The 26,458-nt window shown below is 69.1% G+C and carries 24 protein-coding genes and 2 pseudogenes; 14 read left to right on the plus strand and 12 right to left on the minus strand.

Annotated features, from left to right (window positions below; all coding sequences use genetic code 11):
* From ACRDTB_RS14255 to ACRDTB_RS14270, 4 genes and pseudogenes are all read right to left on the minus strand, one after another.
* Positions 1–2,219: pseudogene (locus tag ACRDTB_RS14255) on the minus strand (hypothetical protein); the annotation flags it as partial.
* 489 nt (positions 2,220–2,708) lie between these two features.
* Positions 2,709–2,786: a 50S ribosomal protein bL37 gene (locus ACRDTB_RS14260; protein ID WP_431430748.1), complete on the minus strand. Its 78-nt coding sequence runs from the start codon at positions 2,784–2,786 to the stop codon at positions 2,709–2,711.
* A gap of 78 nt (positions 2,787–2,864) precedes the next feature.
* Positions 2,865–3,527 carry a response regulator gene (locus tag ACRDTB_RS14265; protein WP_431430702.1) on the minus strand — a complete coding sequence of 221 codons (663 nt, stop codon included), beginning with the start codon at positions 3,525–3,527 and terminating at the stop codon, positions 2,865–2,867.
* On the minus strand, positions 3,524–4,651 hold the full coding sequence (locus ACRDTB_RS14270; RefSeq protein ID WP_431430703.1) for a histidine kinase: 1,128 nt from the start codon (positions 4,649–4,651) through the stop codon (positions 3,524–3,526). Before ACRDTB_RS14270 ends, ACRDTB_RS14265 begins: the two co-directional genes overlap by 4 nt.
* A 299-nt stretch (positions 4,652–4,950) precedes the next feature.
* Here ACRDTB_RS14270 and ACRDTB_RS14275 point away from each other — a divergent pair, with 299 nt between their 5' ends.
* Positions 4,951–5,286 (plus strand): DUF6223 family protein, encoded by a 336-nt coding sequence (locus ACRDTB_RS14275; RefSeq protein ID WP_431430749.1) that lies wholly within the window; start codon positions 4,951–4,953, stop codon positions 5,284–5,286.
* A gap of 4 nt (positions 5,287–5,290) precedes the next feature.
* On the opposite strand, the gene lepB is transcribed toward ACRDTB_RS14275, so the two are convergent.
* Positions 5,291–6,256, minus strand: coding sequence for a signal peptidase I (lepB, locus tag ACRDTB_RS14280; protein ID WP_431430750.1), 966 nt, complete (start codon positions 6,254–6,256; stop codon positions 5,291–5,293).
* A gap of 536 nt (positions 6,257–6,792) precedes the next feature.
* Between lepB and ACRDTB_RS14285 the strand changes: the two genes are divergently transcribed.
* A complete protein-coding gene (locus tag ACRDTB_RS14285; RefSeq protein ID WP_431430704.1) occupies positions 6,793–7,140 on the plus strand; it encodes a hypothetical protein in 348 nt (115 codons plus the stop codon).
* 63 nt (positions 7,141–7,203) lie between these two features.
* Here ACRDTB_RS14285 and ACRDTB_RS14290 read toward each other — a convergent pair whose 3' ends face one another.
* The 4 genes and pseudogenes from ACRDTB_RS14290 to ACRDTB_RS14305 all read right to left on the minus strand — a co-directional run bounded on the left by ACRDTB_RS14290 (position 7,204) and on the right by ACRDTB_RS14305 (position 9,927).
* On the minus strand, positions 7,204–8,229 hold the full coding sequence (locus tag ACRDTB_RS14290) for a putative sugar O-methyltransferase (RefSeq protein ID WP_431430705.1): 1,026 nt from the start codon (positions 8,227–8,229) through the stop codon (positions 7,204–7,206).
* Positions 8,230–8,248: 19 nt separating this feature from the next.
* On the minus strand, positions 8,249–9,346 hold the full coding sequence (locus tag ACRDTB_RS14295) for a hypothetical protein (RefSeq protein WP_431430706.1): 1,098 nt from the start codon (positions 9,344–9,346) through the stop codon (positions 8,249–8,251).
* A gap of 11 nt (positions 9,347–9,357) precedes the next feature.
* A pseudogene (locus ACRDTB_RS14300) lies at positions 9,358–9,603 on the minus strand (UGSC family (seleno)protein); the annotation flags it as partial.
* 12 nt (positions 9,604–9,615) lie between these two features.
* Positions 9,616–9,927: a hypothetical protein gene (locus tag ACRDTB_RS14305; protein ID WP_431430707.1), complete on the minus strand. Its 312-nt coding sequence runs from the start codon at positions 9,925–9,927 to the stop codon at positions 9,616–9,618.
* A 191-nt stretch (positions 9,928–10,118) separates the two neighbouring features.
* On the opposite strand from ACRDTB_RS14305, the gene ACRDTB_RS14310 reads away from it, so the two are divergent.
* The 12 genes from ACRDTB_RS14310 (at position 10,119) to ACRDTB_RS14365 (ending at position 23,582) form a co-directional block, all read left to right on the plus strand.
* Positions 10,119–11,492 (plus strand): MmgE/PrpD family protein, encoded by a 1,374-nt coding sequence (locus ACRDTB_RS14310; RefSeq protein WP_431430709.1) that lies wholly within the window; start codon positions 10,119–10,121, stop codon positions 11,490–11,492.
* Between the two features lie 50 nt (positions 11,493–11,542).
* Entirely contained in the window at positions 11,543–12,781 is a 1,239-nt protein-coding gene (locus tag ACRDTB_RS14315; RefSeq protein ID WP_431430710.1) for a CaiB/BaiF CoA transferase family protein, read from the plus strand.
* A complete protein-coding gene (locus ACRDTB_RS14320; RefSeq protein WP_431430711.1) occupies positions 12,778–13,917 on the plus strand; it encodes an FAS1-like dehydratase domain-containing protein in 1,140 nt (379 codons plus the stop codon). Before ACRDTB_RS14315 ends, ACRDTB_RS14320 begins: the two co-directional genes overlap by 4 nt.
* Positions 13,918–14,061: 144 nt before the next feature.
* The gene (locus tag ACRDTB_RS14325; RefSeq protein ID WP_431430712.1) at positions 14,062–15,075 is read left to right on the plus strand and encodes an isocitrate/isopropylmalate family dehydrogenase; all 1,014 of its coding nucleotides are present in this window, start codon (positions 14,062–14,064) and stop codon (positions 15,073–15,075) included.
* Between the two features lie 75 nt (positions 15,076–15,150).
* A complete protein-coding gene (locus ACRDTB_RS14330) occupies positions 15,151–15,945 on the plus strand; it encodes an IclR family transcriptional regulator (protein WP_431430713.1) in 795 nt (264 codons plus the stop codon).
* 165 nt (positions 15,946–16,110) lie between these two features.
* Positions 16,111–16,659, plus strand: coding sequence for a UGSC family (seleno)protein (locus ACRDTB_RS14335; RefSeq protein ID WP_431430714.1), 549 nt, complete (start codon positions 16,111–16,113; stop codon positions 16,657–16,659).
* Positions 16,656–17,738, plus strand: a complete 1,083-nt coding sequence (locus tag ACRDTB_RS14340) for a hypothetical protein (protein WP_431430715.1) — start codon at positions 16,656–16,658, stop codon at positions 17,736–17,738. The genes ACRDTB_RS14335 and ACRDTB_RS14340 overlap by 4 nt, the downstream gene beginning before the upstream one ends.
* Before the next feature lie 88 nt (positions 17,739–17,826).
* Positions 17,827–19,479, plus strand: coding sequence for a UGSC family (seleno)protein (locus ACRDTB_RS14345; RefSeq protein ID WP_431430716.1), 1,653 nt, complete (start codon positions 17,827–17,829; stop codon positions 19,477–19,479).
* A gap of 155 nt (positions 19,480–19,634) precedes the next feature.
* Positions 19,635–20,678, plus strand: a complete 1,044-nt coding sequence (locus tag ACRDTB_RS14350; protein WP_431430717.1) for an ABC transporter substrate-binding protein — start codon at positions 19,635–19,637, stop codon at positions 20,676–20,678.
* A complete protein-coding gene (locus ACRDTB_RS14355) occupies positions 20,675–21,517 on the plus strand; it encodes an ABC transporter ATP-binding protein (protein ID WP_431430718.1) in 843 nt (280 codons plus the stop codon). Before ACRDTB_RS14350 ends, ACRDTB_RS14355 begins: the two co-directional genes overlap by 4 nt.
* A gap of 2 nt (positions 21,518–21,519) precedes the next feature.
* Entirely contained in the window at positions 21,520–22,374 is an 855-nt protein-coding gene (locus tag ACRDTB_RS14360; protein WP_431430719.1) for an ABC transporter permease, read from the plus strand.
* 2 nt (positions 22,375–22,376) lie between these two features.
* Positions 22,377–23,582, plus strand: coding sequence for an acetyl-CoA hydrolase/transferase C-terminal domain-containing protein (locus ACRDTB_RS14365; RefSeq protein WP_431430720.1), 1,206 nt, complete (start codon positions 22,377–22,379; stop codon positions 23,580–23,582).
* Positions 23,583–23,609: 27 nt separating this feature from the next.
* Here the strand turns inward: ACRDTB_RS14365 and ACRDTB_RS14370 are convergent, their stop codons facing one another.
* The 3 genes from ACRDTB_RS14370 to ACRDTB_RS14380 all read right to left on the minus strand — a co-directional run bounded on the left by ACRDTB_RS14370 (position 23,610) and on the right by ACRDTB_RS14380 (position 26,397).
* On the minus strand, positions 23,610–24,386 hold the full coding sequence (locus ACRDTB_RS14370) for an ABC transporter permease (protein WP_431430722.1): 777 nt from the start codon (positions 24,384–24,386) through the stop codon (positions 23,610–23,612).
* A gap of 83 nt (positions 24,387–24,469) precedes the next feature.
* A complete protein-coding gene (locus ACRDTB_RS14375) occupies positions 24,470–25,528 on the minus strand; it encodes an ABC transporter substrate-binding protein (RefSeq protein ID WP_431430723.1) in 1,059 nt (352 codons plus the stop codon).
* Between the two features lie 53 nt (positions 25,529–25,581).
* Entirely contained in the window at positions 25,582–26,397 is an 816-nt protein-coding gene (locus ACRDTB_RS14380; protein ID WP_431430725.1) for an ABC transporter permease, read from the minus strand.
* Positions 26,398–26,458: the final 61 nt, after the last annotated feature.

Here is a 26,458-nt window from a genome sequence, read left to right on the forward strand (position 1 = left end):
CCACCACCCAGGTCGCCACCGCCACCCAGGTCGCCGCCACCACCCAGGTCGCCGCCACCACCGAAGTCGCCGCCACCACCGAAGTCGCCGCCACCACCGAAGTCGCCGCCACCACCGAAGTCGCCGCCACCACCCAGGTCGCCGCTGAGGCTGCCTGAGCCGTCAGGGTTTTCGGAACCAAGGCTGTCCGAACCAAGGCTGTCCGAACCGCCGGAGTCGCTAATGGTGCCGTCCGCCGGCGCCTCGGACTGAACCTCTTGAGTGGGCGCCTCGGGCTGAACCTCCGGCGTCGGCGCGGGCTGAACCTCCGGCGCCTCGGGCTGAACCTCCGGCGTCGGCTGCTGGTCGTTGTCCGTCGAGGAGCTGCCGAAGGGGTTCAGCGAGCTGGCCGCGTCGCGCACGGATTGGTAGACGTCGCTCGCGGTCTGATAGACCTTGGCCGGGTCCACCGTGGCCTTGAAGCCGGTCTTTCCGCCGACCCCCAGGGCCAACCCAGCGTCAGCGCCGATGGTGTACTTGCCGTCCTCGGTCCGGCCGAACGTCGCGTTGGCCTCCGCGCCGACACCCGCCCATGCCTCACCCGTGACACCGGCGCTCAACCCGCCGACGTCGGCGTGCACTTCGCCACTGGCCCGCGCGCCGGCGAACGCGTTCGCACCCAACCGCGCCCCGTTGGGCCCGATCGAGCCGTTCACCCCGGCCTCGACGCCGACGTTGCCCTTGGCCGAGCCGCCCACCGCGACGGGGCCGTACTGCGCCGAGCCCTGCGCGGACACCTGCCCGAGGTAGGCGTTGACCGTGGCCTGCGCGTTGGCCCCGTCGTTGCTGTTGAAGCCCGCCCTCGCGGTCGCCTCGCCACCCAACGCCCTGGCGTCGGCACCGCCGGTGACGGTGACATCGCCGAGCTGGGTCGCGCCGGTCGTGCTCGCGTCGTACACGCTGCCCTGGACCTGGTCGCCGACAAGCGTGGCGTCGACGCCGGGGCTCGCGGGCTTGGCGGATTGCTCGCCCCACTGGCCGTACTGGGCGAACCGGCTGCCGGCCGCCTGCTGGCGCTCGGCCTTCTCGGTCCAGCTCTCGGACTGCCTGAAGTCTACGGAGACACCCGGCTGCACCTGGTCCAGTTGCACCTGCGCGGGTTCAGCCGGCTGCACCTGCTCCGGTTGGGCCGCCTGCTGGTCCGGAGAAAGCGGGTTCGTCCCGGGAGCGTTGACCGGCTGGACTTCGCCAGCCGAAACCTGCGGCTGCTGGCCATAGGTCGCCGGCAACGCGACCGGGGCCGCCATGGACTTCGGCACTCCGCGGACGATCCGACCCCGCGCGTCCGTCGGGTGGCCGCCGAAGTTGTCCCGCTCGGCCAGCTCGGCGGCGTTGTACTCCATGGCGGTCTGGTTGAACTGCGCGATCGCGGCGTCCTGGTCCTGCGTCGTCCTCGCGTTGTGGATGTCGTCGATGCTCTGGTTGAACCGGTCCCGGAAGCCGTCCCGGACGTCCTTGTTGTACTGGTCGTTCATGAAGGACTGGCGCATCTGCGCGTTGACCGCGTCCTTGTCCAGCGACCCGCGCACGTCCGCCGGCAATGTCGTGGCACGCAACGCCTTCGGCGAGAACTGGCTGACGTAGCCCGGCGGCTCCGCCTTGTCGATCACCTCCCGCAGCGCGTCGATCCGCTGTTCCGAATAAGGAAGATCGACGCCGGGGATGCTCGTCGCGCCGGGCTGCCTGGCCGACGGATCCTGCGGCTTGGGCGGTGTCGGCGCCGGCTGCGGCGCCAACGCCGGCGGCGTGGGATACAGCAGCTGCGGCCGGGCTTGTGCGACGTCCGTCGGCGGCAGGACCGGGATCGGCGCGAACGCCCCGGGGCTCCCGCTGACGGTCAGCCGGTATCCGTCGGGCAGCGAGTCGTTGCGGTCCGCCCCCTGCGGCAGGGTCGTGCCAGGGGCCGCCGACGCGATCCCCGGGACCACCATGCTGGCGGCCAGCGCCATTCCGGCTGCTGCCGCCGCCCGCTTGGACAGGAAACGACGCTGGCGACGATCCGGCTGGTCCTCGTCCTCGACGTCCGCGGCGACGTTGGTGGCGGTGTGGTCGCAGGCGATCCGGGGGGTGAGCCTGGCTTCGGTGGCCGGACCGGTGTCGGCCAGCATCTGGCTGGCGAACCAGTCCAGCCAGGTCTGGTTGACTGCGTCAGCCGCCGCGGGCCGTCGGTTGGCATTCATGCGGAGGTCCCTCCCTGCTCGGACACGACGAGTCCCCCCGGACCGGCTGGATCAGGATGTGGTCGGGCATCGCACCGGTGCCAACAGCCGGCGCGACCCGGAGACGACGCCACGGAATTCGGGCGCACACCTCGGCCTGATCAGGCCTTTTACCCCTGAGGATGTGCATGCCCGCTTCCCTCGTGCCGAAGCACGGACGTCGTGAGTAGTTGCCGCGACACGCGATGTTAAGGATGCGATCTTGGCCGGGTCAACGAACTTTCGGCGGGACTTTCCGGATTTCGCACGAACTCAACGACCGGCGGCTCGGCAGTACGCCTTCGTGGCGACCCGGACAGGCTGATCGACGCCTACCAGGATCACCCGTTCGACCCGCATGCGATCGCCGCCCTGCGCCCAGTCACCTACCGCCGCGCGGGTCACCATGTCCTATGTGGACAACCTGCTCGGCTGGGGGACGTGCTGTTACGCCGGCGCGCGGCGCGTCGGTCAGGAGCCGTTCGGGCGCTTGCCGTGGTTCGCCGACTTCTTGCGGCGGGTCGCTCGCTTGCTCGTGCGCTTGGACATCGTGGTCCTCCCGTGCGGCTTGGCTGTGGCGCAGCGTACGCGGGTTCGTGGGGGCGGTCCGCACCCGGACCGTGGGTATCAGACGTTGCGCGGGGCTATCAGGCCGGATTCGTAGGCGAGGACGACGAGTTGGGCGCGGTCACGGGCGTGGAGCTTGGTCATGGCTCGGTTGACGTGGGTTTTCGCGGTCAGCGGGCTGATCACCATGCGGGCGGCGAGCTGGTCGTTGGACAGGCCCTGTGCGACCAGGGCGACGGCCTCGCGTTCGCGGTTGGTCAGTTCCCCGAGCCCCTCGCCGGCGCCGGTGTTGAGCGGCTGGGTGACGTACCGGTTGATCAGCTTGCGGGTGATCGACGGTGCGAGCAGGGCGTCGCCGCGCGCGGCGACGCGTACGGCGTGCAGGAAGTCCTCCGGCTGGATGTCCTTGACGAGGAACCCCGCCGCGCCGGCGCGCAGCGCGTTGAACACGTACTCGTCCAAGCCGTAGTTGGTCAGGATGACGACGTGCACCGGAGCCAGGGCCGGGTCCGCGGCGATGCGCCGGGTCGCCTCGATACCGTCGACGACCGGCATCTGAACGTCGATGAGCGCGACGTCGGGCACGTGCTCCCTGGCCAGCGCCAGGCCCTCGCTGCCGTCGGCGGCCTCGGCCACCACCTCGATGTCGTCCTCTACGTCAAGGAGCGCGCGGAACCCGCTGCGAATGAGCGGCTGGTCGTCGACCAGCAGGACACGGATCATGACGACTGATCCACGGGAAGTTCGGCCTGGACGGTGAAGCCGCCCTCGCTGCGTGGTGCCGCCCGCAGGTGACCTCCGAGGGCGGTGACTCGTTCGCGCATCCCGAGCAGCCCGACGCCGGGTACCGGCGCGGTGTCCGGCGTGGCCTTGCCGTCGTCGTCGACCCGGATGACCAGGGCGTCGGGCCGGTAGTCGATCCGGACCGACGCGGTAGCGGCGGCGGCGTGCCGGGCGATGTTGGTCAGCGACTCCTGAACGATCCGGTAAGCGGTCCGGTCCACCGCGGCCGGCATGCCGTTTCGTTCTCCCTCGATCGTCAGCTTCGCCTCCAGACCGGCCGTCCGGGCCCGCGCCACCAGCTCCGGAACATCGTCGAGCCCGTGCGGCGGGTTCTTGTCGTCCGGGTTCTTGTCGTCATAGCGAAGCGCCTCCAGGGTTGCCCGCAGTTCCCGGGCCGCCTCACGACCGGCCTCGCGGATCGCCAGCAGGGTCTCCGGCACCTGTTCACCCCGCTTGCGGGCAAGGTGGACGGCGACTTCGGCCTGCACCTTGATCACCGAGATCTGGTGGGTGAGCGAATCGTGCAGCTCCCGCGCGATGTGCAGCCGCTCTTCGTCGGCGCGGCGCCGCGCGGTCTCCTCGCGGGTGCGTTCGGCCTCGTCCGCCCGCCGCTCGGCCTGTCGCAGCGCCTCACCCGCCGCACCGGCGGCGATCAGCCAGGCCAGTTCGAGGACATCCCGGGACTGCGTGAACGACTCGCCCACGGGCCAGTCGTGTGGAGAGACCAAGATCGCGAGCGGAAGAGCAGCCAGCATGATCACCGAACCCGCCACCGTGACGATGCGGTGTCCGGCCCGCACCGCGGCGTACACCGCGAACAGAAACGCGACGACAGGCACGTCGAACCCGACGGCTTGGTAACCCAGCGCGCACAACCCGGTCACGGCCAGCACGGTGACCGGAGCCCGGCGGCGCGCGGCCAGCGCCAGGCCGCCGGCTGTCAACAACGCGTAACCCAGCGGGTCGAGACTCGTGGCGGAGTGTTGCCCGGACAGCCCGGCGACCAGCAGGGACGCCGCCACGCCGACGGCGATCGCCCAGTCTCCGATCCGTACCCTGCGCACACTTTGCACACTAACCGGATGTTCGCGCGGGGAAGTCCTGCGCGCGGATGATCGGCCGCCTACCGCGGGCGCGGTAGGTTCGCGGTTCCCGCGGCGTCCGCGGTAGCCCGCTACGGCATCGACGGCAGCGCGAACTGCCCGCGCCAGCAGGACGACCGGCGGTGGGCCGGCGGACATGATCAGGTGACGTCCAGTCGTAGGAGAAGGAGCACCTCATGTCCGTCCGTCACCTGCTTGCCGCCGCCGCAGCCGCCCTGCTCGGGGTTGTCGCGCTTGCCACACCGGCAGCCGCGCACGTCCTGGTCCAGCCGGCCGCCGCCGATGCTTACACCTTGACCTCCGGGCGTCTCTGGTCCGTCGTGGCCGCGCTGCTCGGGCTGGCCGGCGCGGTCATCGGCGTGCTGACGCTCGCCCGCGCCGGTCGAATCGGCACCGGCACCGGGAGAAGGGGCGCCATCGTCTCCCTGGTGACCGGCCTGGCCGGCGTGGCCATCGGCGGGCTGGTCGTGGCCGCCGCCGACGGTGGTCCCGGCACCGGCTACGGAATAGTCGGGGGCTTCGTGGCCCTGGCGGTCGGACTGATCGCCATGGTCCTCGGTGGGCTGGCGCTGGCCCGCTCCCGCCGCATCGTCTGACCGCCTACGGCCTGGTCGACCTCGGCGGGTCGGTTCGTCGAGGCAGCCGGATCGCCCAGGTTATTCGCCGGCCGAGCCACAGCATCGGCCACGCGGCGAGGAGACCGACACCGGCCGGTAGGCCCTGCTGCCACTCGGACGCGCCCATCGCGACCTGGATGCCGCCCTGCGGGTTGTGGTCGCCGACGCCCTGCCAGCGCGCGGTCGGCAGCACGATGTAGCGCGCCTTGCCGATCACGTTGTCGATGGAAACGACGCCGCGGACGCCGCCACCGCCCTGCACACGGGAGTCCTTCGAGTTGTTGCGGTTGTCGCCCATGACCCAGAGCGTGCCCTCGGGCACGACCACCGGGTCGAAGCGCTGCTGAGCATTCGGCTTGCCGTTCTGCCAGTAGACATAAGGCTCGTCGAGCGGGCGGCCGTCGACGAGCACCCGCATCCTGTCGTCGCAGCACTGGACGGTCTGGCCACCGACCGCGATCACCCGCTTGACGAAGTCGCGCTCATCCGGCGGCGCGAGGCCGACCAGGGCACCGACCTGCTGCAGCGCGTTGGTGACGAAGTTCCCCGACGGCTCCTGGTACTCGTCTTCCGTCCACGTGTTCGGGCCCTCGAAGACGACCACGTCGCCGGGCTCGGGATCGGTGAACGCATAGTGGAGCTTGTCCACCAGCACGCGGTCATTGTCGCAGCCGGGGCAGCCGTGCAGCGTCTTCTCCATCGAGCCGGACGGGATCAAGTACACCCGGCCCAGGAAGTGCTGGATCAGGAACGTCAACAGCAGCGCGACCGCCAGCAGGGTCAGCAGCTCCCGCCGGAGCCGCCTCTTCCGTAGCGGGCGGCGACGCCTGCCCCGCGGGGGCGTCGCGCCGGCACCGGGGCGTCCGCGCGCCGGACGAATGTACGCGTAGCGGCCATCGGGACGGCCCGGTGCGCCCGGCGATGCCCTCCTGTCGGTGAGCTCATCGATCCGGGGGATCAGGTCGGTGCGCTCCGGGTCGTTCTCCGGCCACTGCGCGTGCACGGGGAAGGCCACGGGGCCAGGTTACGGGAAAGCAACGCAGGCCGGTGTTAAGTCGCGACCGAAGGAGGCCGGCGGGCGTCAGGTGTGACCGGGGCACCGCCAGGCTCCGGCCGCGCGCGGGGTCCGCGGCTACTCCCACGTGCCCAGTCGATTAGTGCATTTGCCTCCCGATTCATGCCGAAGGAGCATGGTCGCCGCCGTGTGGCGGCAAAACCGATACGGCGATCGCTCGGGCCGCCCGGACGACACACTTTACGATTCCGTATCGCACGGGCATCATCCTCGTCATTGACCAGCGCAAGCTCTGAAATTGACCGCGGGGATTTCTGCTGAAAGAAACTCTCGAATAACGCCATACACAACAGCAGGGGTGATCGAGCGGTGAGCCCATACCTGACCAGCGCCGGAATCGAGCCAGTGATGGTCGATACTGTTCACCAGAACGCGACGGACAGCGCACAGGGCAGAACCTGACTCCAGTCGTGTACAGCGAAACAGCGCCGGTCCAGAGCCTGTCGGCCGGCGAGGTGAACATGCCGGGCGGTCACATTTCGCGCGCGCATGTCCATAACGAATCCGAGATGCTGCCCGAACTGATCATGGCCCTCGGAGACGTCCTCGTCGCGCCAGACGGCGGCACGGTGACGCTTATCGACGTCGGTCAGCGGATCGTGTTCGAGAACCAGCATGTTCGCGTGTGGGATCTGATGCTGGAGCCTGGCGAGCGACAGGCCTGGCACGAGCATGATCATCCTTACCTCGTCATCGGATTGGAGGCCGCGTCACCAACCGCGGCACGACGCGCTACCGCAGCCGAGTCGTCGAGTTGAAGGCCGTCGCCAAGAACGACTGAAACCCGAAAATGGACGTGCCGGCGCCGCTGCCGCCACACGTCAGGCGCGCTTGAGTACCACCAGTTCGCCGGCGCTGTGGATGAGCGGCTCGCCGTAGCGGCCGCACACGGTGTACCCGCGCCTGCCGAACCACTCGACGATCAGGTCGGAGGTGACCGGATCGAGCACGCCGCCCTCGGTTCCGGCGGCGGCGCGGCGCTTGCCGTCGCGGGAGTTCAGCGACACCACGTGGGTCACACCGAGGTCGGCGACCATGCCGACGTAGTGGTCGACCACGTGCGGCTCCATCTCCTGGAAGGAGAACGAGTTGACGAACACGTCGAACGGGCCGCGCACGTCGGGCAGTCGCCAGTTGGGCAGGCAGGCGGACGCGGGAAGGTGCGGCGGGCCGGCGACGTCCAGGGCGTCCGGAGTCAGCACCCGATCGCCGAACAACGTGGTCAGGTAGTACGAGGCGACCGTCAGCAGCGGCGGGATGTCCAGGTTGACGTAGCGGGCGTGCTGGTCGCGCCACATCAGGATCTCGCCGAGCACACCGAAGCCGCCGCCGATCTCCAGGAAGTGCCGCGGCGGGCCGTCGACGTGCCGGGACAGCGCGGCGAGGCACAGCAGGTAGTTCAGGTACGGCTTGCCCCACCGGATGGTGTCCGACCCGGTCAGCGCGTAGTGACGAACGGGTTGGCCCACGGCGCTCTCGCCGAAGCCCTCCAGGTCGAACGGCCAGCGGGACTGGTCCCAGGCCAACCGCGCCGCGTCGAAGTCCCGCACCGCCTCGTGAAAGCCGTTCAGGGAGCGCAGCCACCACAGCCTGGGCAGCCCGGGATTCGTCTCGACCGCGTGCTTGAAGGTCTTGTCGATGGTGCGGGGCGCCAGGGGCCTGCCGTAGCTCGGGTAGAACCAGTAGCCGGCCGTCGGCCAGGACTTGAACACCTCCAGGCCGCGCGCCTCGAGATCGGCGAGGATGTCCCGCAGCCCCGGTGTCCAGAAGTTCGTCGGACGGTAGATCGGGTCGCAGTCGCGGACACCCTCGAGCAGTTGCTTGGTCATGCCGGTCCAGTCGGTCACGTCGCGACACTATGCCGCGTCAGGCGATCCGCCGGCTCGTCGGTGGGCCCTGGAGGTGGTTCTGCACGAAGCCCTTCGACTGGTTGCGGTCCGGATCACCACTCACCACGATGCCGACGGACTCGGGGTCCAGCAGCGCGGGGAGCAGCCGCTCGGGGTCGGACGACGCCGCGTACTCGGCAGGCAGCCGGCCCTGCTCGACGAGCCGGTCCAGCCGGAACTCGGTGATCCCGACGTCCCACGCGTACCGCTCCAACTGCCGGGCTCTCAAGTGGACACCGCGGCCGAGGAACCGCCGGATGTCGTCCTTGGACGCGCCGTCGCCGGCGATCTTCTCCGCGACGTTCGGAGTCATCACCAGCAGAGGGTGGAAGCGCCCGAACCACATGCCCACCCACGACCAGTAGGCCCAGCAACCCTGGCCGATGACCTCGGCGATCAGCTCGGCGTGCGATTCCCACCGCTCGCCGGCGCTGTAGGTCGGCATGCTCGCCGCGACGACGCTCTGCACAGTGACGACGCTGTCGTCCACCGCGAACCCGACGTCCACATTGAACGGTGGCCAGCCAATCGCCCGCACGGCCTGGTGGTTCTCCGCCAGCGTCACGAAGAAGCTCTGCCCGAACGTGCCCTTGTCGGTGGCTCCCGGCGGGCCCTTGAGCCCTGCCACGTTCCGCAGGTACAGCTTGAGAAACCGGCCGATCGTGGTGTTCGGCTGCGGGCCGACCCGCAGCGCGCCGGTGCCGCAGTTGAAGTCGAGCTCACCCACGATCGGCCCGCTGACGATCACCAGCGGCTCCCAGCCCGGGGTGCTGCCGGCGTCCTGGATCCGGAACTGGGGATCGGCGATCGCGTCGACGATGCCGATCAGCACCGGCATGTACTCCGGCCGGCAGCCGGCCATCACCGCGTTGACCGCGATGCTCCACACGGTGGCGTCGACGTTCGCCGGCAGCAGCACCCCGAGCGACTCGTCCGGGTCCCGCGCGGTCCGCTCGAGGAACCGCTCTATCCGCTCGATCGTCGGCGGCACGATCGGCAGCCCGTCGGTCCACAGCTGCCGGCGGAACTCCTCCTGGACGTCGTCGAACGACCCCGTGAACACCGGCGATTCCATTCCGCCTCCGTCTAGTCGCCGCGCAGGCGTGCCTCCAGGATGGAGACGACCGGGTCGACCAGGTGGTCGTTCACCTTCTTCACGACCGTCTCCGGGGAGTCGTGCAGGATCATTCCCGGGTACACGATAATGGCCAGTTCCCGGTCCATCAGCGTGCGCACCGTGGCCTTGGCCAGCTCGTAGAACCCGCTCACCACGATCGAAACCGTTGGCACACCCGCGGACTCCGCCCGGACGCTGGCCCGCAGAACTGCGGGCGTGCACGCTCCTCAAGCGCCGACGCCGACCACCGCCACATCGGCGCCGGTGGCGTCGAGCCGGCCGGGTAGCGCCTCGACCAACGCGGTCGCGTCGGGGCCGTGGATGTCACCGAAGTTGTCGTACCCGACGAACCCGGCCCCGGGACGGGCACGGCCGAGGGAGTCGCGGAGCGTCGAGAACACCTCGTCGCCGCGGAACCGGTAATCCCAGACCTCGGCCACCTTCGCCTCGGCGAGCGAGGAGACGACGCGCTGCCGGTCGATCGCACGCACCTTGGGAACCGGCCGACCTTCCGGAGAGAACACCTCGAACGTCGTCACGCGTGCTCCTCTCGCCGCCAGCAGCAGCCTGATTCTGCTAGCAGAACAGCGTATCGCCTATTGCATCGACGCTATGCATGCCCCACGGCGAAGTCAAGGGCGAGGCGACCGCTTGAGCGGGACGTTGACTTCCGGGAACTCGAAGCTATTCTACTGATAGAGCTTTGTTCCATATATGAAACAGGCAACGGATGAGACTGGAGACGGCGCTCGCCACGCAGGCGAGCCGGGTGGAGTACGACCAGCTCCCGCAGGAGACCGTCGAGGCGGCCCGGCGAGCGGTGCTGTGGACGGTCGGCTCGATGATCGCCGGCAGCCAGGACGCCGGCTCGGACAAGGTGCTCGCCTTCGCCGCCGCGCAGCAGGCGGACCGCCGCGGACCGGCCACGATCATCGGCGGAGGCGGCGGCTTCTCGGTCGCCCTCGCCGGCTACGCCAACGGGGTCTACGCGAAGGCCCTGGAGTACGAGGACAAGTTCTGGATCGGCAACAGCCATGCCTATGCCATCGCGGTGGCCACGGTTCCGGCGGCGTTCGCGGCCGCGGAACACCGCGCGGAAACCGTGTCCGGCCAGGACCTGCTCACCGCGGTCGCCGCCGGCACGGACGCCGAGATCCGGATGGTGGCGGCCGCGCCGCACGCCATCGACACGCCGTTCAACTCCACCTACCTGTTCGGCCATCTCGGCGCCGCCGCCGCGGCGGGCCGGATCTTCGGGCTGAGCGCCGAGGCCATGCTCGACGCGCTCGGGCTGGCCTACACGCAGATCGCCGGGACCTACCAGGCCCACCACGAGGGCAGCCTCGCCGTGCGCATGCAGATGGGCGCCTGTGTCCGAAATGGACTCCAGGCCGCGCTGCTCGCCGGCCACGACGTCGACGGCCCGCACGAGTTCCTCACCGGTACCGACGGGCTGTACCCGACGTTCTTCCGGGAGTGTGAATCGGCCGAGGTGCTCGACGGCATCGGGCGGGACTTCCGCGTGACCCGGCTCGGGTTCAAGGGCTACCCGTGCTGCGCGGCGATGCACCAGGCCCTGGACGCGGTGTTGGAGCTACGAACCAAGCACGGCATCCGGCCCGAGCGGGTGGCCGCCGTGCGGGTGCACGGCGCGCCGAGCATGGAGATCACCTGCCGGCCGATCGAGGCGAAGCGGCGCCCGGCCAACCACGTCGAGCAGTCCTTCAGCCTGCCCTGGTCCGTGGCCTGCCTGCTCACCGCCGGCCGGCTCACGCTGGCCGACTTCCGCGAGCGCGCACTGTCCGATCCGACACGAACGGCGTTGGCGCAGATGGTGTCGGCCGAGCTGGACGCGCCGGACGACGGCGTGTACGCCGAGATCGAACTGTCCGATGGCGACACCGTGCGGTCGGCCCCGGTCGGCGCGCCGACCGGGCATCCGGACAACCCGCTGCCCCTCGACCGGCTCGTCGAGCGATACCGGGACTGCTCGCGCAACGGTTTGCCGGGACACACCACGGAGCGAACCGAGCAGGCGCTCGACCTGATGCTGAACCTGGAGAAGGTCGACGACGCGACCCACATCGTCCGGACCCTCGGCTGAGCCGGCCGGATCCGCGCAACGTACCAAGGAAACTCGGGAAGGGATCGCTGATGGTCAAGGAGCAAGTTGCGCCGCCTGGACCGCTCGCCGGCGTTCGGGTACTCGACCTCACCAGGGTGCTCTCCGGGCCGTTCGGCACGTTGATACTCGGTGACCTCGGCGCGGACGTCATCAAGGTCGAGGAACCCGGTGGCGGGGACCGGGTTCGCACGATCGCCCCGTTCCACGACGGCGACCTGAGCCACTACTTCCTCGCGGTGAACCGCAACAAACGCAGCATCGTCGTCGACCTGAAGAGCGAGCGCGGGCGTGACCTCATCCTGGAACTGGTGGCGCACTGCGACGTGCTGATCGAGAACTTCCGGCCGGACGTGATGTCGCGGCTCGGGCTCGACTTCGACGTGATCAAGGCTCACAAGCCGGACATCGTCATGTGCTCGATCAGCGGTTTCGGCCGGACCGGGCCGATGCGCGACAAGCCGTCGTTCGACCTGGTCACGCAGGCCCGCAGCGGGGTCATGTCGATCACCGGCGAGCCCGAGGGGCCACCGACCAAGATGGGGCTGCCGATGGGCGACCTCGGCGGCGGGCTGTGGTCGGCGATCGCGGTGCTTTCCGCGCTGCACCACCGGGACCGCACCGGCGAGGCCCAGCACATCGACCTCAGCCTCCTCGAAGGCATGATCGGCATGATCGGCTACCTCGGCCAGCTGGCACTGCTCACCGGCCGCAGCCCCGGCCGGGTCGGCAGCGGCCACCACAACGTGGTGCCGTACGGACGGTTCGAGGTCGCCGACGGCTATCTGGTGCTGGCCCTGCATGTCGGGAACTTCTGGCGCAGGTTCTGCATCGCCATCAACCGGCCGAATCTGGTGGAGGATCCCCGTTTCCGCACCACCACGGACCGGCGGGACAACCGCGACATCCTGGTGCCGATCATCGAGGAGATCCTGCGGACCAAGACCAGGGACGAGTGGAGCACGATCTTCGACGAGGCCGACCTGCCGTACGCCCCGATCCTCGGCGTCGCCGAGGCGCTCGAACAGGAGCAGTTGCAGGAAAGGGAAATCCTCCGCACCGTGTCGCATCCGACGGCCGGCGAGGTGAACATCGTCCGCCCGCCGGTCCGGTTCCCGGAGAACGACTTCGAGCCCCCGCTGCGCCCGCCGCCACTTCTCGGCGAGCACACCCGGGAGGTGTGCCGGACGATCCTGGGCTGGGACGACGCCAGGATCGACGAGCTCATCGAGGAATTCGAGAACGGACGGGTAGGGGGGAGGCCAGCGTGAGCAACGCTGTGGACGGACAGATCACGGAGCAGGAACTCGACCGCCTGCGCGCACGGCTCGGTGAGGTGGTGAAGGTCTCCGACCCGCCATACCTCACCGAGGCGACCTCCGACGCGATCCGGCGTTGGGCGCAGGCCACCGGCGACCGCAACCGCCTCTACCACGACCCGGACTACGCGGCCACGACCAGGTTCGGCTCGGTGATCGCACCGCCCTGCCTGCCGTACGCGCTGAGCCGGCTGTCGATCGGCTACCGCGGTGGGCTGCCCGGCGTGCACTCGATGTTCGGCGGCTCGCACTGGAAGTGGTTCGAACCGCTGCCGGAGGGTGCCAAGACCTCGTCGGAGACCCGGTTCACCGACCTCGTCGAGCTGTCCGGACAGTTCTCCGGCCGGATGTTCAAGCAGGTCAGCACGACCACCTTCACCAATGCCGGCACCGGCCGGCCGTTCGCCGAGATCCAGGGCTGGGGCATGCGCACCGAGCGGCAGTCGGCCCGCAAGCGCGGCAAGTACAACGACATCACGAGCGCGAAGACGTCCTACGACAGGGACGCGCTCGCGGCGATCGCCGAGGAGTATGCGGCCGAGCGGCCGCGTGGCGCGGACGTTCTCCACTGGAACGACGTCGCCGTCGACGCGGCGGTGCCGTCGATCATCCGGGGTCCGTACTCGCCGACCAGTGCGGTGGCCTTCGAGCAGGCGTGGGGTGGGTTGTTCATTCATGCCCACGGTTTCTGGTTCGACTTCCTGCGCGAGCACCCGGCGATCGGGCTGTCCAACGCGTTCGGCGTGCCGGAGCCGCCCGAGGCGGTGCACTGGGACGGCGACCTGGCTCGCCGGGCCGGCGTGCCGGACGCCTACGACTACGGCCCGGAGCGGATCTCCTGGCTGAGCGTCATGCTCACCAACTGGATCGGCGACCACGGCTTCCTCGAGGAGCTGTACGCCGAGATCCGCGGCTTCAACCTGATGGGCGACCTGTCCCGGTGCCACGGCACGGTCGAGGGCAAGACCGAGCCCGACCAGGACGGCAACGGCCGGGTCCGGGTACGCATCTGGATCACCAACCAGCGCGACCAGACCACCGCCAAAGGGTGGGCGGTCGTCCGGCTGCCGGCCGGTAGCGCGCCATGAGCGAGCTTGCGAGCGAATCATCGACACAGGGCGACCGCGAGCGGCGTCACCGAGCCTGCCAGGGGACGCCATGAGCGAGCTTGCGAGCGAATCATCGACACAGGGCGACCGCGAGCGGCGTCACCGAGCCTGCGAGGGGACGCCATGAGCGGCAAGGCTTCCGCCGCGCTGGTTCGCGGCGACGGGATCGGACCGAGCATCGTCGACTCGGCGGTGAGCGTGCTGGCCGCGGCCGGCGCGGAGATCGACTGGATCCCCGTGCCGGCCGGCGAGGATGCCTTCCGGGACACCGGAAGCGCGCTGCCGGAGCGGACGGCGGAGACGATTCGGGACACCGGGCTCGCGCTGAAGGGGCCGATGACCGTACCCATGTCCGGCTATCCCAGCCCGAACGGCGGGATGCGGGACATCGTGCGCGCGTACGTCAACGTCCGCGGCGTGCGCTACTACCCGCACCGGGGACACGCCCGCTACCCGGGCCTGGACGTGACCATCGTCCGGGACGTCACCGAGGACCTGACCCGTGGGGCCCAACAGGAGACGGACGCGGGCGAGGCCGGGATCGCGTTGAAGGTGATCACCCGCGCGGCCTCCGAGCGGCTGGCCCACTTCGCGTTCGAGTGGGCGATCAGCCATGGCAGCGACACCGTGCACGTCGCACACCTGGCCCCGGCCCAGCGGACCACCGACGGGCTCTTCCTCACCTCCGCGCTGTCGGTCGCCGAGCGGTACCCGGCACTGCGGGTGGTGGAGGAGGCCATCGACCCGGTCTGCGTGCACCTGCTCCAGGACCCGTCGCCCTACCGGATCGTGCTCACCCCGAACGTCTACGGCGGCATCCTGTGCGGCGTGGTCGCCGGGCTCGCCGGCACCGTGGGGGTGATGCCGGGTGGCAACTTCGGCCCGGGCGGCGCGGTGTTCGAGGCCGGTCACGGCAGTGCGCCCCGGTACGCGGGGACCGACACGGCGAACCCGGTCGGCTTGATCCTGTCCGGGGCGATGCTGCTCGACCACGTCGGTCAGCACGACATCGCCGAGCGGGTGCGGCAGGGGGTGTACGACACGATCGCCGAGGGCGTGGCACTCACCCGCGATCTGGGCGGCGCCGCCACGACCACCGAGTTCACCGCTCGATGCTGTGCACTGACAGAGAAGTAGGCGGGGCCGTCGACCAACGAGGGCCGGGTAGAGTTTCGAGAAGCGGCCCACAACCTGCCATGAGAGGTAGAGGCAATGCCCCGGACGTCAACGAGCCGAGCGACGGGCTCGCCCACTCCGGCGGTCGACCGCGCATTTCAGATTCTGGAGTATCTCGCCACGATCTCGCCGGAAGCAGGGGTCACCGAAATAGCCAACGCGCTCGATATCAACAAGAGCACGTGTTACAACATTCTGCAGTCGATGGCAGCCACCGGAGTCGTCGTCCGGGATTCCCGGTTCCCGGTGTACCGGTTGGGCCCGAAACTGGTCGAGCTGGGCACGGCCAGCCGGCGCAACTTCAACCACCGCGACGACGTGAAGCAGATGGTCCGCCCGCTGGTGGAGAAGTTCGGCATCACCTGCCTGATCGCGCAGCCGCTGCCGGGCTACCGGGGCTTCGTGGTGACCGACCGCTACCTGCCGCGGGGCGAGGACATACTCAGCGCGCCGATCGGCCATGTCTACCCGGTGAACGCGCCGGCGATGGGCCGGGCCTTCCTCGCCTTCGAGGACATCCACGGCAGCGCGCTCGCCCCGGCCGACTTCGGGCTGCGCACCAAGGCCCAGCTGGACGCGTTGCTGCGCGGCGCCGACGAGGCCCGCGAGGACGGGTACGGCCGCTCGGTCGGCGAGCAGAACGAGGGAGTCAACGCGGTCGCCGCCCCGGTCCGGGGCACCGACGGCCAGGTGAACTTCCTTTTGTGCATATTCGGCTACGCAGAGCACTTTCCCGATGATCAGATCGTTGAGGTCGGGACCGCGTTGCGGGCATTGGCCGATCAGATCTCGTACCGCGTTCAGGGTCTGGCGGGGTATTCCGACCGCTGATCGAATGGATCTGATCGATTCAGATCGGTCGGCACGTCATGCCATTTCCAGACCGAGCCGCAATTTCAAGATCCTGATAATTAGTCATGCGAAAGACCTAGACGTCGTTCGCTCACTGAACTATCGTTTTCTCTGTAGATCATCCCTTTGGTATGGAGGGTGGCAATGCAGCCGACTACCAGGTACCCGCAGAGCCCGCTCATGGTGCTCAGCCCGGCACCGTCCCGCCCCGAGGACAACCGCACCAGCGCCCCCCGACCCGCCGACCTCGGCGGCTTGACCGTTGGCCTGCTGGACAACAACAAGCCCGGCGCCTCGGTGATCCTCAAGCACCTCGGCGAACTGCTGCGCGGCCGCGGCGCCGCGGAGGTCAGGTACTGGTGCAAACCACACCCGTCCGGCCCGAGCCAGTACGTATCCGAGGCCGCCAAGGAGGCGGACATCGTGATCTCCGGAGTCGGCGACTGCGGCTCCTGTTCGTCGTGGAGCCTGCGCGACGCGCTGGACGTCGAGGCCCAGGGCCGCCCGACGGTCACCCTCGTCTCCCAGCCGTTCCTGCAGAAGACCCGGATCGAGGCGGACGCGCTCGGTCTGGCCGGGGCGCCGATCTTCGCCGTAGAGCACCCGATGGCCACCCGGCCGGACGACAACCTGCGCTCGGAGGCGGAGGGACTGCTGGAGGCCATCACGACGTCCCTGGTGCGTGCCGGATGACCGCCACCCTGACCGCCGAGCGCCTCGAGGTCCGCGACTTCGACGACTTCCAGGCGCTCGCGCTGAGCAAGACCTGGCAGGACGGCCTGCCGCTGGTTCCGCCCACCGAGGACCGGGTGGCGGCGATGCTGACCTACTGCGACCGGGACCCGTCCTTCTCGTACGGAACCGTTGCGCCCTACTACGGGGACGCCACCGTGGAGAAGCTGGCGATCATCGCCGTGATGGCCGGATGCGCGCCGGAGTACTTTCCCATCCTGTGCGCCGCGGTCGGGGCGGTGGTGCAGCCCGAGTTCAACCTGTACGGACTGCAGGCGACCACCAGCCCGGTGACGCCGCTGCTGATCGTCAGCGGCCCGCTGGCCGACGAGATCGGCATCAACGGCGCGGACGGCGCGTTCGGGCACGGCAATGTCGCCAACGCCACGATCGGCCGAGCGCTACGCCTGGTCATGATCATCCTGGGCGGCGGGACGGTCGTGCCGCAGGTGGACCGCTCGACGCACGGGTTCCCCGGCAAGTACAGCTTCTGTGCCGCCGAGAACGAGGCGGCCACCCCGTGGGATCCGTTCCCGGTGCAGCGCGGGTTCGACCGGTCCACCTCGACGGTGTCGGTGTTCGGCGTGCACGGCTTCCACAGCATGGTCGACATCGTGAGCGACGACGCGGCCGACCTGATGCTGACGCTGTCCGCCGGCGTGGCGGCCACCGGCACGAACAACATGACGCACGGCGGTGAGGCGCTGCTGGTCATGTGCCCGGAGCACGCCGCGATCGTCGGCCGGAGCGGCTGGTCGGTTTCCGACATCCAGCACTTCCTGTTCGAGCACGCCCGGATCGACATGACCCGACTGCCCGAGGGGTTCCGGACCTACCTGCGCTCACGGCGACCGAAATGGGTCGACCAGGACCGCTATCCGGTGGTCGATCGCCCGGAGCAGCACCAGGTCCTGGTGGTCGGCGGCACGGGCATCCACAGCGTGTACCTGCCCAGCTTCGGCTCGACCACGGCGGTCACCAGGCCGGTGCTCGACGCGTCCGGCGCTCCGGTGGCCAACCTCGCCGCGCTGCGGTCCTGAGCCGGTTCCCGTTGGACACCGGCGCGCATCTGTCCGAAATGGACCTCACTGGTGCCTCCTCTCGCCGCCGCATCGGAGGGATACCGCGATGAGTGACCGCACGCTGACCGTCATCGACCCCCGGTCGTCCATGGCCGTGTCGCGGGCGTCGGTCGCCGCCCGGCCGTCCTCGCTCGACCGGCAGCGGGTTCTGTTGCTGGACAACGGGAAACTGGATCCGTCCTTTGGCGGGTACGCCGCGGTCTTCGAGGTGCTGCGGCGGGTTCTGGTGGACGACGGGCACGCGGTGGTCGAGTCGGACACCGCCCACCTGCTCGACCACACCCTCGAAGACCTCCGCGTGCTGGCCGAGAAGATCTCCGGCAGCGGCGTGGCGGCCGCGGTGCTGGCCATGTGCGACACCGGGATCTCCATGCCGACGGTCGTGCTGGCAACCGAACTGGAGGCGCGCGGGGTGGCCACCGTCGCGGTCTGCCACGGCATCGGATACACCACCGCACGAGCCACGGTCGACCGGCTGCTGCCCGGGATGCCCCTGGTCGAGCTGCGCTCCGACCGGACCGCCCCGGTCGACGCGGTCCGGGCCGAACTGCTGGACGGCGCCGCCGACGCGGTACTGCGCGGCCTGCTCGCCAGCGCGGAGTCGCCGACCGGCACGGGGTCCGGCCGGCGTTCGGTGCCGAGCCGACACCTGGAGCTGCCGGTCGACGACGCCGTCGCGGCCTTCACCGTGCGGCTGCGGGAAAGCGGGTTCGGCGACGGCCTGCTGTTCACCCCGCCCACTCCGGAGCGGGTCGCCGCGATGGTGGCGGCGATGGGTGAGCCGGCCGACGCGGAGATCTGGCCGGCGCTGATCCCACGCGGAGCGCCGGTCACGGTCGAGGACATCGCGGTGGTCGCGGTGATGGCCGGGTGCACGCCGGTGCTCGGCAGGCTGGTGCTCGCCGCGTACCGGGCCATGGCCGAGGACGAGTTCCGGTTGTTCCAGGCGGCCATCACCACCCACCCGAGCGGGACCCTCGTCCTGGTCAGCGGTCCGGAGGCGGAGCGGGCGGGCCTGGTGAGCGGGTTCGGCGGGATGGGTCCGGGCAACTGGGCGAACGTCGCGCTCGGGCGCGCGGTCGCGCTGTCCTACAACCTCCTGCTCGGGGTCCGGCCCGGAGCCGGGGACCTGAGCCTGCAGGGCAGCCCGGCCGAGTTCAGCTACTGCGTGGTCGAGAACCTCGCGGACAGCCCGTGGCCGGGCTACCACGAGCAGCTCGGCGCACCGTCCGACACCGCGGTTCTCGTGCTGAAATGCGAGGGCCCGCACAACGTGCTGGACAATATCAACACTAATGCGCGCGGTGTCGTGTCCACGGTCGCGCACGCACTTCACCGGGTTGGCCTGAACAATTGCTACAACCCGTCCGCGCAAACAATCGTATTCCTCAATCCGGAACACGCGAAAATCGTCGCGTCCGATGGCTGGACCGTGGACGACGTCCGGTACTTCCTCTACGACACGGCACGGTCGCCACGGGTGGACGTGCTGGCCAGCGGCATATCGCCGAGCTGGCCGAGCTGGTTCTGGGCCGCCGACCGCATTCCGATCGTCACCAGTCCAAACGACATCATTGTCGTGGTGACCGGTGCACCGGGGCCGCAATCACAGGTAGCGGTGCCATGGGGTTATTCACGCGGCGTGGTCGAGTTCGTCTCGGGCGACAGCAATTCTTCGCGGGTCGGAACCGATCATTGACACTCCTGTTGCGCGAGTCTACCGTGTCGTTCTATATAGCATAGGTTGTTCTCCTTGTAGAACGCCACGTTCACGGAGGTCACCTGATGTTCTCGACTGCCTTACGGAGCACTCCTTCCCGGCCATCGAGCCGGCGACTCGGCCGCACGGTGCGGTTGACCAGCCTCGCCTGCACCGCGGCCGTGCTGCTCGCGTCCTGTGCCGACCGGGGTTCCGCCGGGGGCGGTCAGGAAGGCGACACGATCCGGGTGGCCATCGGCGCCCGGGTGCTGAGCATGATGCCGGCCCTGGCACCCGCCGAGCAGGGCGGCTACGCCGCGGACGGGATGAAGGTGGACGTGTTCGACAGCGGTGGCGGGGCCGCGGCTCTGCAGGCGCTGATCAGCGGTGACGTGCTGCTCGGCGGCTCCGGCGGGCCGGAGGCGGTCAACTCCGCGGTGAAGTCCAAGCAGACCAAGGTGGTCGCCACCCTCGCGGTCAACATCGGCACCGAGATCGTGGTGAGCAAGAAGCTGGCGCAGGGCGGCCTGACCCGGGATCTGCCGCTGGCCCAACGGGTTCAGGGGATGAAGGGCAGGAAGATCGGCATCACGTCCTCGGGCAGCACCACGGACCAGCTGGTCCGCGCGCTGATGATCGACCAGGGGCTCAACCCGGACACCGACGCGTCGATCGTCGCGCTCGGCGGTGGCGAAGAGATCGTCGGCGCGCTGCGCGGTGGGAGTGTCGACATCGTGGCGCTCTCCCCACCTACCGGCCAGATCGTGGAGAAGGAAGGCATCGGCGAGGTCCTGATCAGCCCGCCGCGCGGGGACGTGGAGTCGATCAACGGGATGATCTACATCACCTTCTCCGCGCGCAACACGGACCTGGAGAACGACGAGACCCGGGCGAAGATCGTCACCTTCGTCAAGGGCATCGCCGGCTACCTGCGGCTGGTGAAGAGCGACACGGACGAGGCGAAGGAGCAGGGACGCAAGACGTTCCCGAAGCTGGAACCCGACGTGTACGACGCGGCCTGGGACGTGGTCAACCCGGGCTTCCCGGACGACCCGACGCCGACCGAGGAAAGCATCCGGATTGCCCTGGACTTCCAGGAGAAGTACAGCGATACCGGGCCTGTCGACTGGACCTTCGAAGACGTCGCCGACCCGTCCATCGCCGAAGACGCGATCGCCGCCCTGGACTCCACGGGATGAGCTCGATGATGCCGGCCAGTGAATCGATCGCCGAACGGCACAACGGTGCGCGGTCCGCCGCGCTGGCATTCCAGAACGTGCGAAAGCATTTCTGGAAAGACGGGCAGTGGGTGGAGGCGATCCGGAACGCGACCTTCGACGTCCAGGACGGTGAGTTCGTCGCGGTCATCGGGCCGAGCGGCTGTGGGAAGTCGACGCTGCTGAACCTGGCCGCCGGAATCATGGATCGCACGGGTGGCGAGTTGGAACATCGCGGCGTCCCGGTGTCCGGGTCGGCGGTCACCTCCGGGGTCGGCTACGTCACGCAGAAGGACACCCTGCTCCCGTGGCGGTCCGCGATCGACAACATCCAGCTGCCGCTGGAGATCCGCGGGTTGCCGAAGCGGGAACGGATGGAGCGGGCCGCGGAGCAGATCGATCTGGTCGGACTGACCGGATTCGAGAACCACTTTCCGCACGAGCTGTCCGGCGGGATGCGCAAGCGCGTCGGGTTGGCCAGAACACTGGTCTACGAGCCGCAGACCCTGCTCATGGACGAGCCGTTCGGCGCACTGGACGCGCAGCTCACGCTGGTCATGGAGGAGGAGCTGCTGCGCATTCTGGAGCAGCAGCGGCGCACGGTTCTCTACGTCACGCACGACCTCGACGAGGCCATCACGATGGCCGACCGGGTCGTGGTCCTCGCGGCCAGGCCGAGCACTGTCCATCTGGTACAGGAGATCGACATTCCCCGACCCCGGGACGTACACAAGGTTCGGTACACGCCGCGTTTCGGGGAGCTGCACGACATTCTCTGGAACGTGATTTCCGGTGACATCCGGAAGGGCGAGGAGATGTGAACATGAGCACCAGCGTGGATCCACGCCGCGGGCTGGAGCTCACCGGTCCGGATTCGGACCCGGCCGACCTCCCGCCGCCGCCGACGGTCGGGTTGGCCGGCTGGCGGCTCCTGGCCGTCCGGATGCTGGTGATCGCCGCGGTGCTGGCGAGCTGGCAGTTCGCCTCCGGCCGGTGGATCGATCCGTTCTTCGTGGGCAGCCCGACCGCGATCGGCGCGCGGCTGTGGGAGTGGGTGTCCACCGGCTACATATTCAGCCACCTGCTCATCACGTTGCAGGAGGCGGCGCTCGGCTTCCTCGCCGGTGCGTCGGCCGGGATCATCGTGGGCTACCTGCTCGGCCGCTACGTCCCGCTGGCGAAGATACTCGACCCGATCGTGTCCGCGCTCAACGCGCTTCCCCGGTTGGCGTTGGCGCCGCTGTTCGTGGTGTGGTTCGGCATCGACATCGAGATGAAGATGGTGCTGGGTGGCGTGATCGTGTTCTTCCTGGTCTTCTACAACACCGCACACGGGGTGCGCGACGTCGACCAGGAGTTGCAGGATGTGGTGCGGGTGCTCGGCGCCAACCAGCGGCATCTGGTGTGGAAGGTGATCGTGCCGTCGGCGCTGCCGAGCATCTACGTGGGCCTGCGGATGGCGCTGCCGTACTCGCTGGTCGGTGCGGTGGTCGGCGAGATCGTCGCCGCCAACCGCGGCCTCGGCTGGCTGATCTCCTACTCCGCCGGGCAGTTCGACACCAACGGCGTGTTCGCATCGCTGGTGATCCTGATGATCGTGGCGGTGGCGCTGAACGCGGTGCTGGGCATGACGCAGCGCCGGGCGCTGAAGTGGCGGCCCGCGTTGGTGGGCGGCTGAGCATGGCGGGTGGGCTGACCGAGCTGGTCCGCGACGGCGACCGGCTGCTGATCGCCACCGGGCCGGCCGAACCACGCGACCTGCTGGCCGAGTTGGTCGGCGAGACCGCGCACAGACGTAGGAACCTCGAGCTGATCCAGGTGACCACCGGATCGTCCGGTCTGGTACGGCAGGCGGCCGCGGCCGGGCACCGGGTCCTGTCCCCCGCCGGCGGCCACGAACCGGAGGTGCGCGCCCTGCCGTCGTCGATGATGCAGCTCGCCCGCGACATCACCAGTGGCGCGCTGCGCATCGACGGGGTGCTGTTCTCGGGCATCGAGGCCGGCGACGAGGTCGCACCGGGACTGTGCGTGGACGTCGTCCCGGCGGCGTTCGAGGTGGCCAGGTTCCGTGCGGTGGAGTACAACCGGTGCCTGCCCGAGCTGCGGGCACGACCGCTGCTGCCGAGGTCCGCCTGCGAGCTGGAGCACCGGTCCGAGCACGCCCTGCCCGAGTTGGCGCCGGCCCCGGTCGGCCCCGCGGCCAAGGCCATCGGCGAGTACGTCGCCGACCTGATCCCGGACGGCGCCGCGGTCGAGCTGGGCATCGGCCGTTCGCTGGCCGGCCTGGCGCCCGCGCTGATCGAGCGAGGCCGCCGTCTGTCTGTCCACTCCGGACTCATCAGCGACTGGACCAGGTCGCTCGTGCGGGAGGGGGTGGTCGACCGGCCACTCGACTGTGCCGGCGCCGCGAGCGTGGTCACCGCGACCGCGATGGGCTCCGCGGAGTTCTACCGGTGGCTGCACGACAACGACGACGTCCTCGCGGTCGACTCGTACCACGCGCACAACCCCGCGCATCTCGCCGCGCTGCCCCGGTTCGTCGCCGTCAACGCGGCGTCCAGAGTGGACTTTTCTGGCCAGGTCGGGGTGGCCGGGCGGGACGCTGACCGCCGCGGGATCGGCGGCTTGCTGGACTTCTCGGTCGCCGGCAGCTACGCCGGCGGCTCGATCGTCGCGGTCGAGTCGATGGACGGGCGGGGCGGGAGTCGCATCGTCGCGTCCCTCACGGACGTGCAGCTGCCGAGCCAGCTGGTGACCCACGTGGTGACCGAGCACGGCATGGCCCGGCTGGCAGGCCGAACCTGGCAGCAGCGACGCCGGGAGATGATCGCCGTCGCGCACCCGGATCACCGCGCCGACCTGCGCCGCGCGGCCGAGCCGCGTTGAGCGGCCGGTCCGGTTCGGACATCAACCTCAGATGACGCTGGCATCCGATCGCCACGCACCGGCCCTTGCCCGGCCCCACGTGACGATCGCGTTGACGATGGTCGACAGCAGTACGATGATCACGATCGCGGCCAGGACTTCGGCGACGTCCAGCGTCCGTGCGGCGTCGCGGACCAGGAACCCGAGTCCCTGTTGCGACACGATCATCTCACCGCCCACCGCGCCGATGAACGCGCTGGGCACCGAGATCTTGAGTCCGTCCAGGATCCACTCCCACGTCGACGGCAAGATGACGTGGCGCAGCAGCTGCCCGCGCGAAGCGCCGATGACCTGCACCGCCTCGCGGATGTCGACGTCCACGGCCCGGACGCCGTTCAGCGTGTTGTAGAAGATGAAGAAGAAGACGATGATCGCGACCAGGGCGATCTTCGAGACAAGGCCGACACCGAACATCAGCACGAACATCGGCGCGAGCGTGATCTTCGGTAGTGCGTAGACCGCGGTGACCGCCGGATCGAGCGTTTTGGCCAGGAACGGGAAAATGCCGAACAAGGCGCCGATCGCGATTCCCAGCGCTCCCCCGATCAGGTAGCCGACCGATGCCTCGAAGAACGTGACGCCAACATGCGGCAGCAGTTCCAGGGGTTCGCTGATCCAGCCGATGAGAACGGACCAAACCTCGCCGGGGCTGCTGACCATGTTGGTCGGAAGCACCGGTCCGGACAGGAGCGACCAGACGATCAGTATCGTGGCGAGCACGCCGAGTCGCTCGAGGTTGATCCGCCATCGGCTTGGATTCGACATTGCACAGTCCCCTTGGCGGTCTCGGTGCGACGAGCGAAGACCCTGACGAGACAACGCCTTCGCTCGTCGCGAACCGGTCGACGCTACGGCTTGAAATCCGCGACGGCTTCCTGGGCTTCGGTGGCCAGGTCGTTCGTGTAGACCTCGTCGGGCCCGACCGCCGGCTCGTTCCCCGCGATCTCCCGCTCCAGCGTGTAGTAGCTGTCCACGGCTTCCTTGTCGATGACGACGTCCGCCGGAAGCCCGGCCTTGAGGGTCTCCCAGGCCGCGCCGAAGACCTCCACGTCCAGATCCGGATCCACATACTGGTGAACGAACTTCTCGGTCTCGTCCGGGAACTCCTGCGCGTAGATCATCGCCTTCGCGATGGCCCGCAGGAACGCGACCAGCTTGTCCCGACTCCCCTCGATCAGGGCGTCGCGCGCGATCAGGGCCGAGTGGAGATACCCACCATCCGTGGCCAGCTCGTCGGCGCCGATGAAGACCGAACCGTCCGAGGTCGACGCCAGGATGTCGACGTCGGGGTGGCTTCTGGCCACCGCGTCGATCTGCCCCTGCTGGAAGGCGGCCTGGTTCTCGCCCATTCCACCGAGGGCGACCAGTTCGAGCTGGGAGTCGCAGTCGACGCCGTACTCCTTGCACAGCCCCCGCATGAAGGTGTCCGTGCCGGAACCGGCCGAGCTGATGCCCACCTTCGCGCCATGTTCGGCCAGCGCCGCCATCCTCTCCTCGGGAGAGGCGCCGTCGTCGAGGCCCAGCTTCGCTATGACGTCGTTGCGGACCACCAGCGAGACGGCGTTGATCTCCATGATCGGCGCGATCGCGCGAAGGTCCAGGCCCTGCTCGCGGGTCGCGATCACGTTGCCCAGCGTGGCCTGGATGACGTCGGCGTCGCCGCTGACCAGCGCGGCCGTCACGTCCTGCCCGCCCGCCGTCCCGCCGAGCAACTCGACCTTCACGCCCTCGTCCTCGAAGTACCCGCGTTCCTGGGCGAGATGGGTGGCGAAGTAGATGATCCCCACGCCGGCGTCCAGGACCCGGATCGTTTCCAGCTCCTGACCGGGTTCCGCGTCACCGCAACCACCCGACAACATGGCAAGCGCGACGGCGGCCCCCGCGCCGACCGGCTTCTTCCAGTTCATAACGTCCTCCTAGATGTCCGGGTACCCGAGGCGCGCGAGGCGACTGACGTGTCTCAGCGCGTGGACGGCACCCACCGCTGAAGCAAGTCGATCAGTGCCACGATCGCCAGGGCGACGATCATGATGACGACGAGCGCGGCGATCATGGCGCTCATGTTGTAGGTGCCCCGGGCCGAGGCGAGCAGATATCCCAGCCCGTTGTGGGACGCGATCAGCTCACCGATGATCGCCCCGTGCAACGCATAGGGAAACGACAGCCGGAGACCGTTCAGGATCTGCAGGCTCATCGTCGGCAGGATGACCCGCCGGATGACCGTCCACCGTGTACCGCCGAAGAGGTACACCTGGTCGGTGAGATCCTTCTCCACCTCCCTGACTCCGGCGACGCTGGTGTGGAAGACGAGGAAGAACGCGATCGCGGCCGCGAGCACGACCTTCGGCGTCAGGCCGAGCCCGAACCAGATGATCAGCAGCGGCGCTATCGCGATCTTGGGGACCGAGTACCCGGCGTTCAGGAACGGGTCGAAGACGCGATACAGATGACGGTTCGTGCCGAGCAGGATGGCGAGCGGAACCGCCACGGCGGTCCCGATGAGGAAGCCCAGCACGGTGGCCGACAGCGTGTACCGGATATGGCCGAAGATGAAGCCCGATCCGACCCAGTCGACGAGAATGTCGTACACCCGCCACGGATTGCCGACGAAGAACTCGGCGACGACCTCGCGCCGGACGAAGTCCCAGCCGACGAGGAACAGCACCAGCACGACGATCCGTGCCGCCCACACCACTGGACGGCGCTGGTGCAGGCGGCGACGGCGCGTTCGGTTCACCGGCTTGACGACGCCGGCAGGCGCTTCCAGCGTGTACATCTACCCACCCCGTACTCGCGGCCGGTCCGGAGCCGGGACGGTCGCCGGGCTCATCGCCGGG

It is taken from the genome of Actinophytocola sp. (assembly GCF_050699935.1).
GTDB lineage: Bacteria > Actinomycetota > Actinomycetes > Mycobacteriales > Pseudonocardiaceae > Actinophytocola.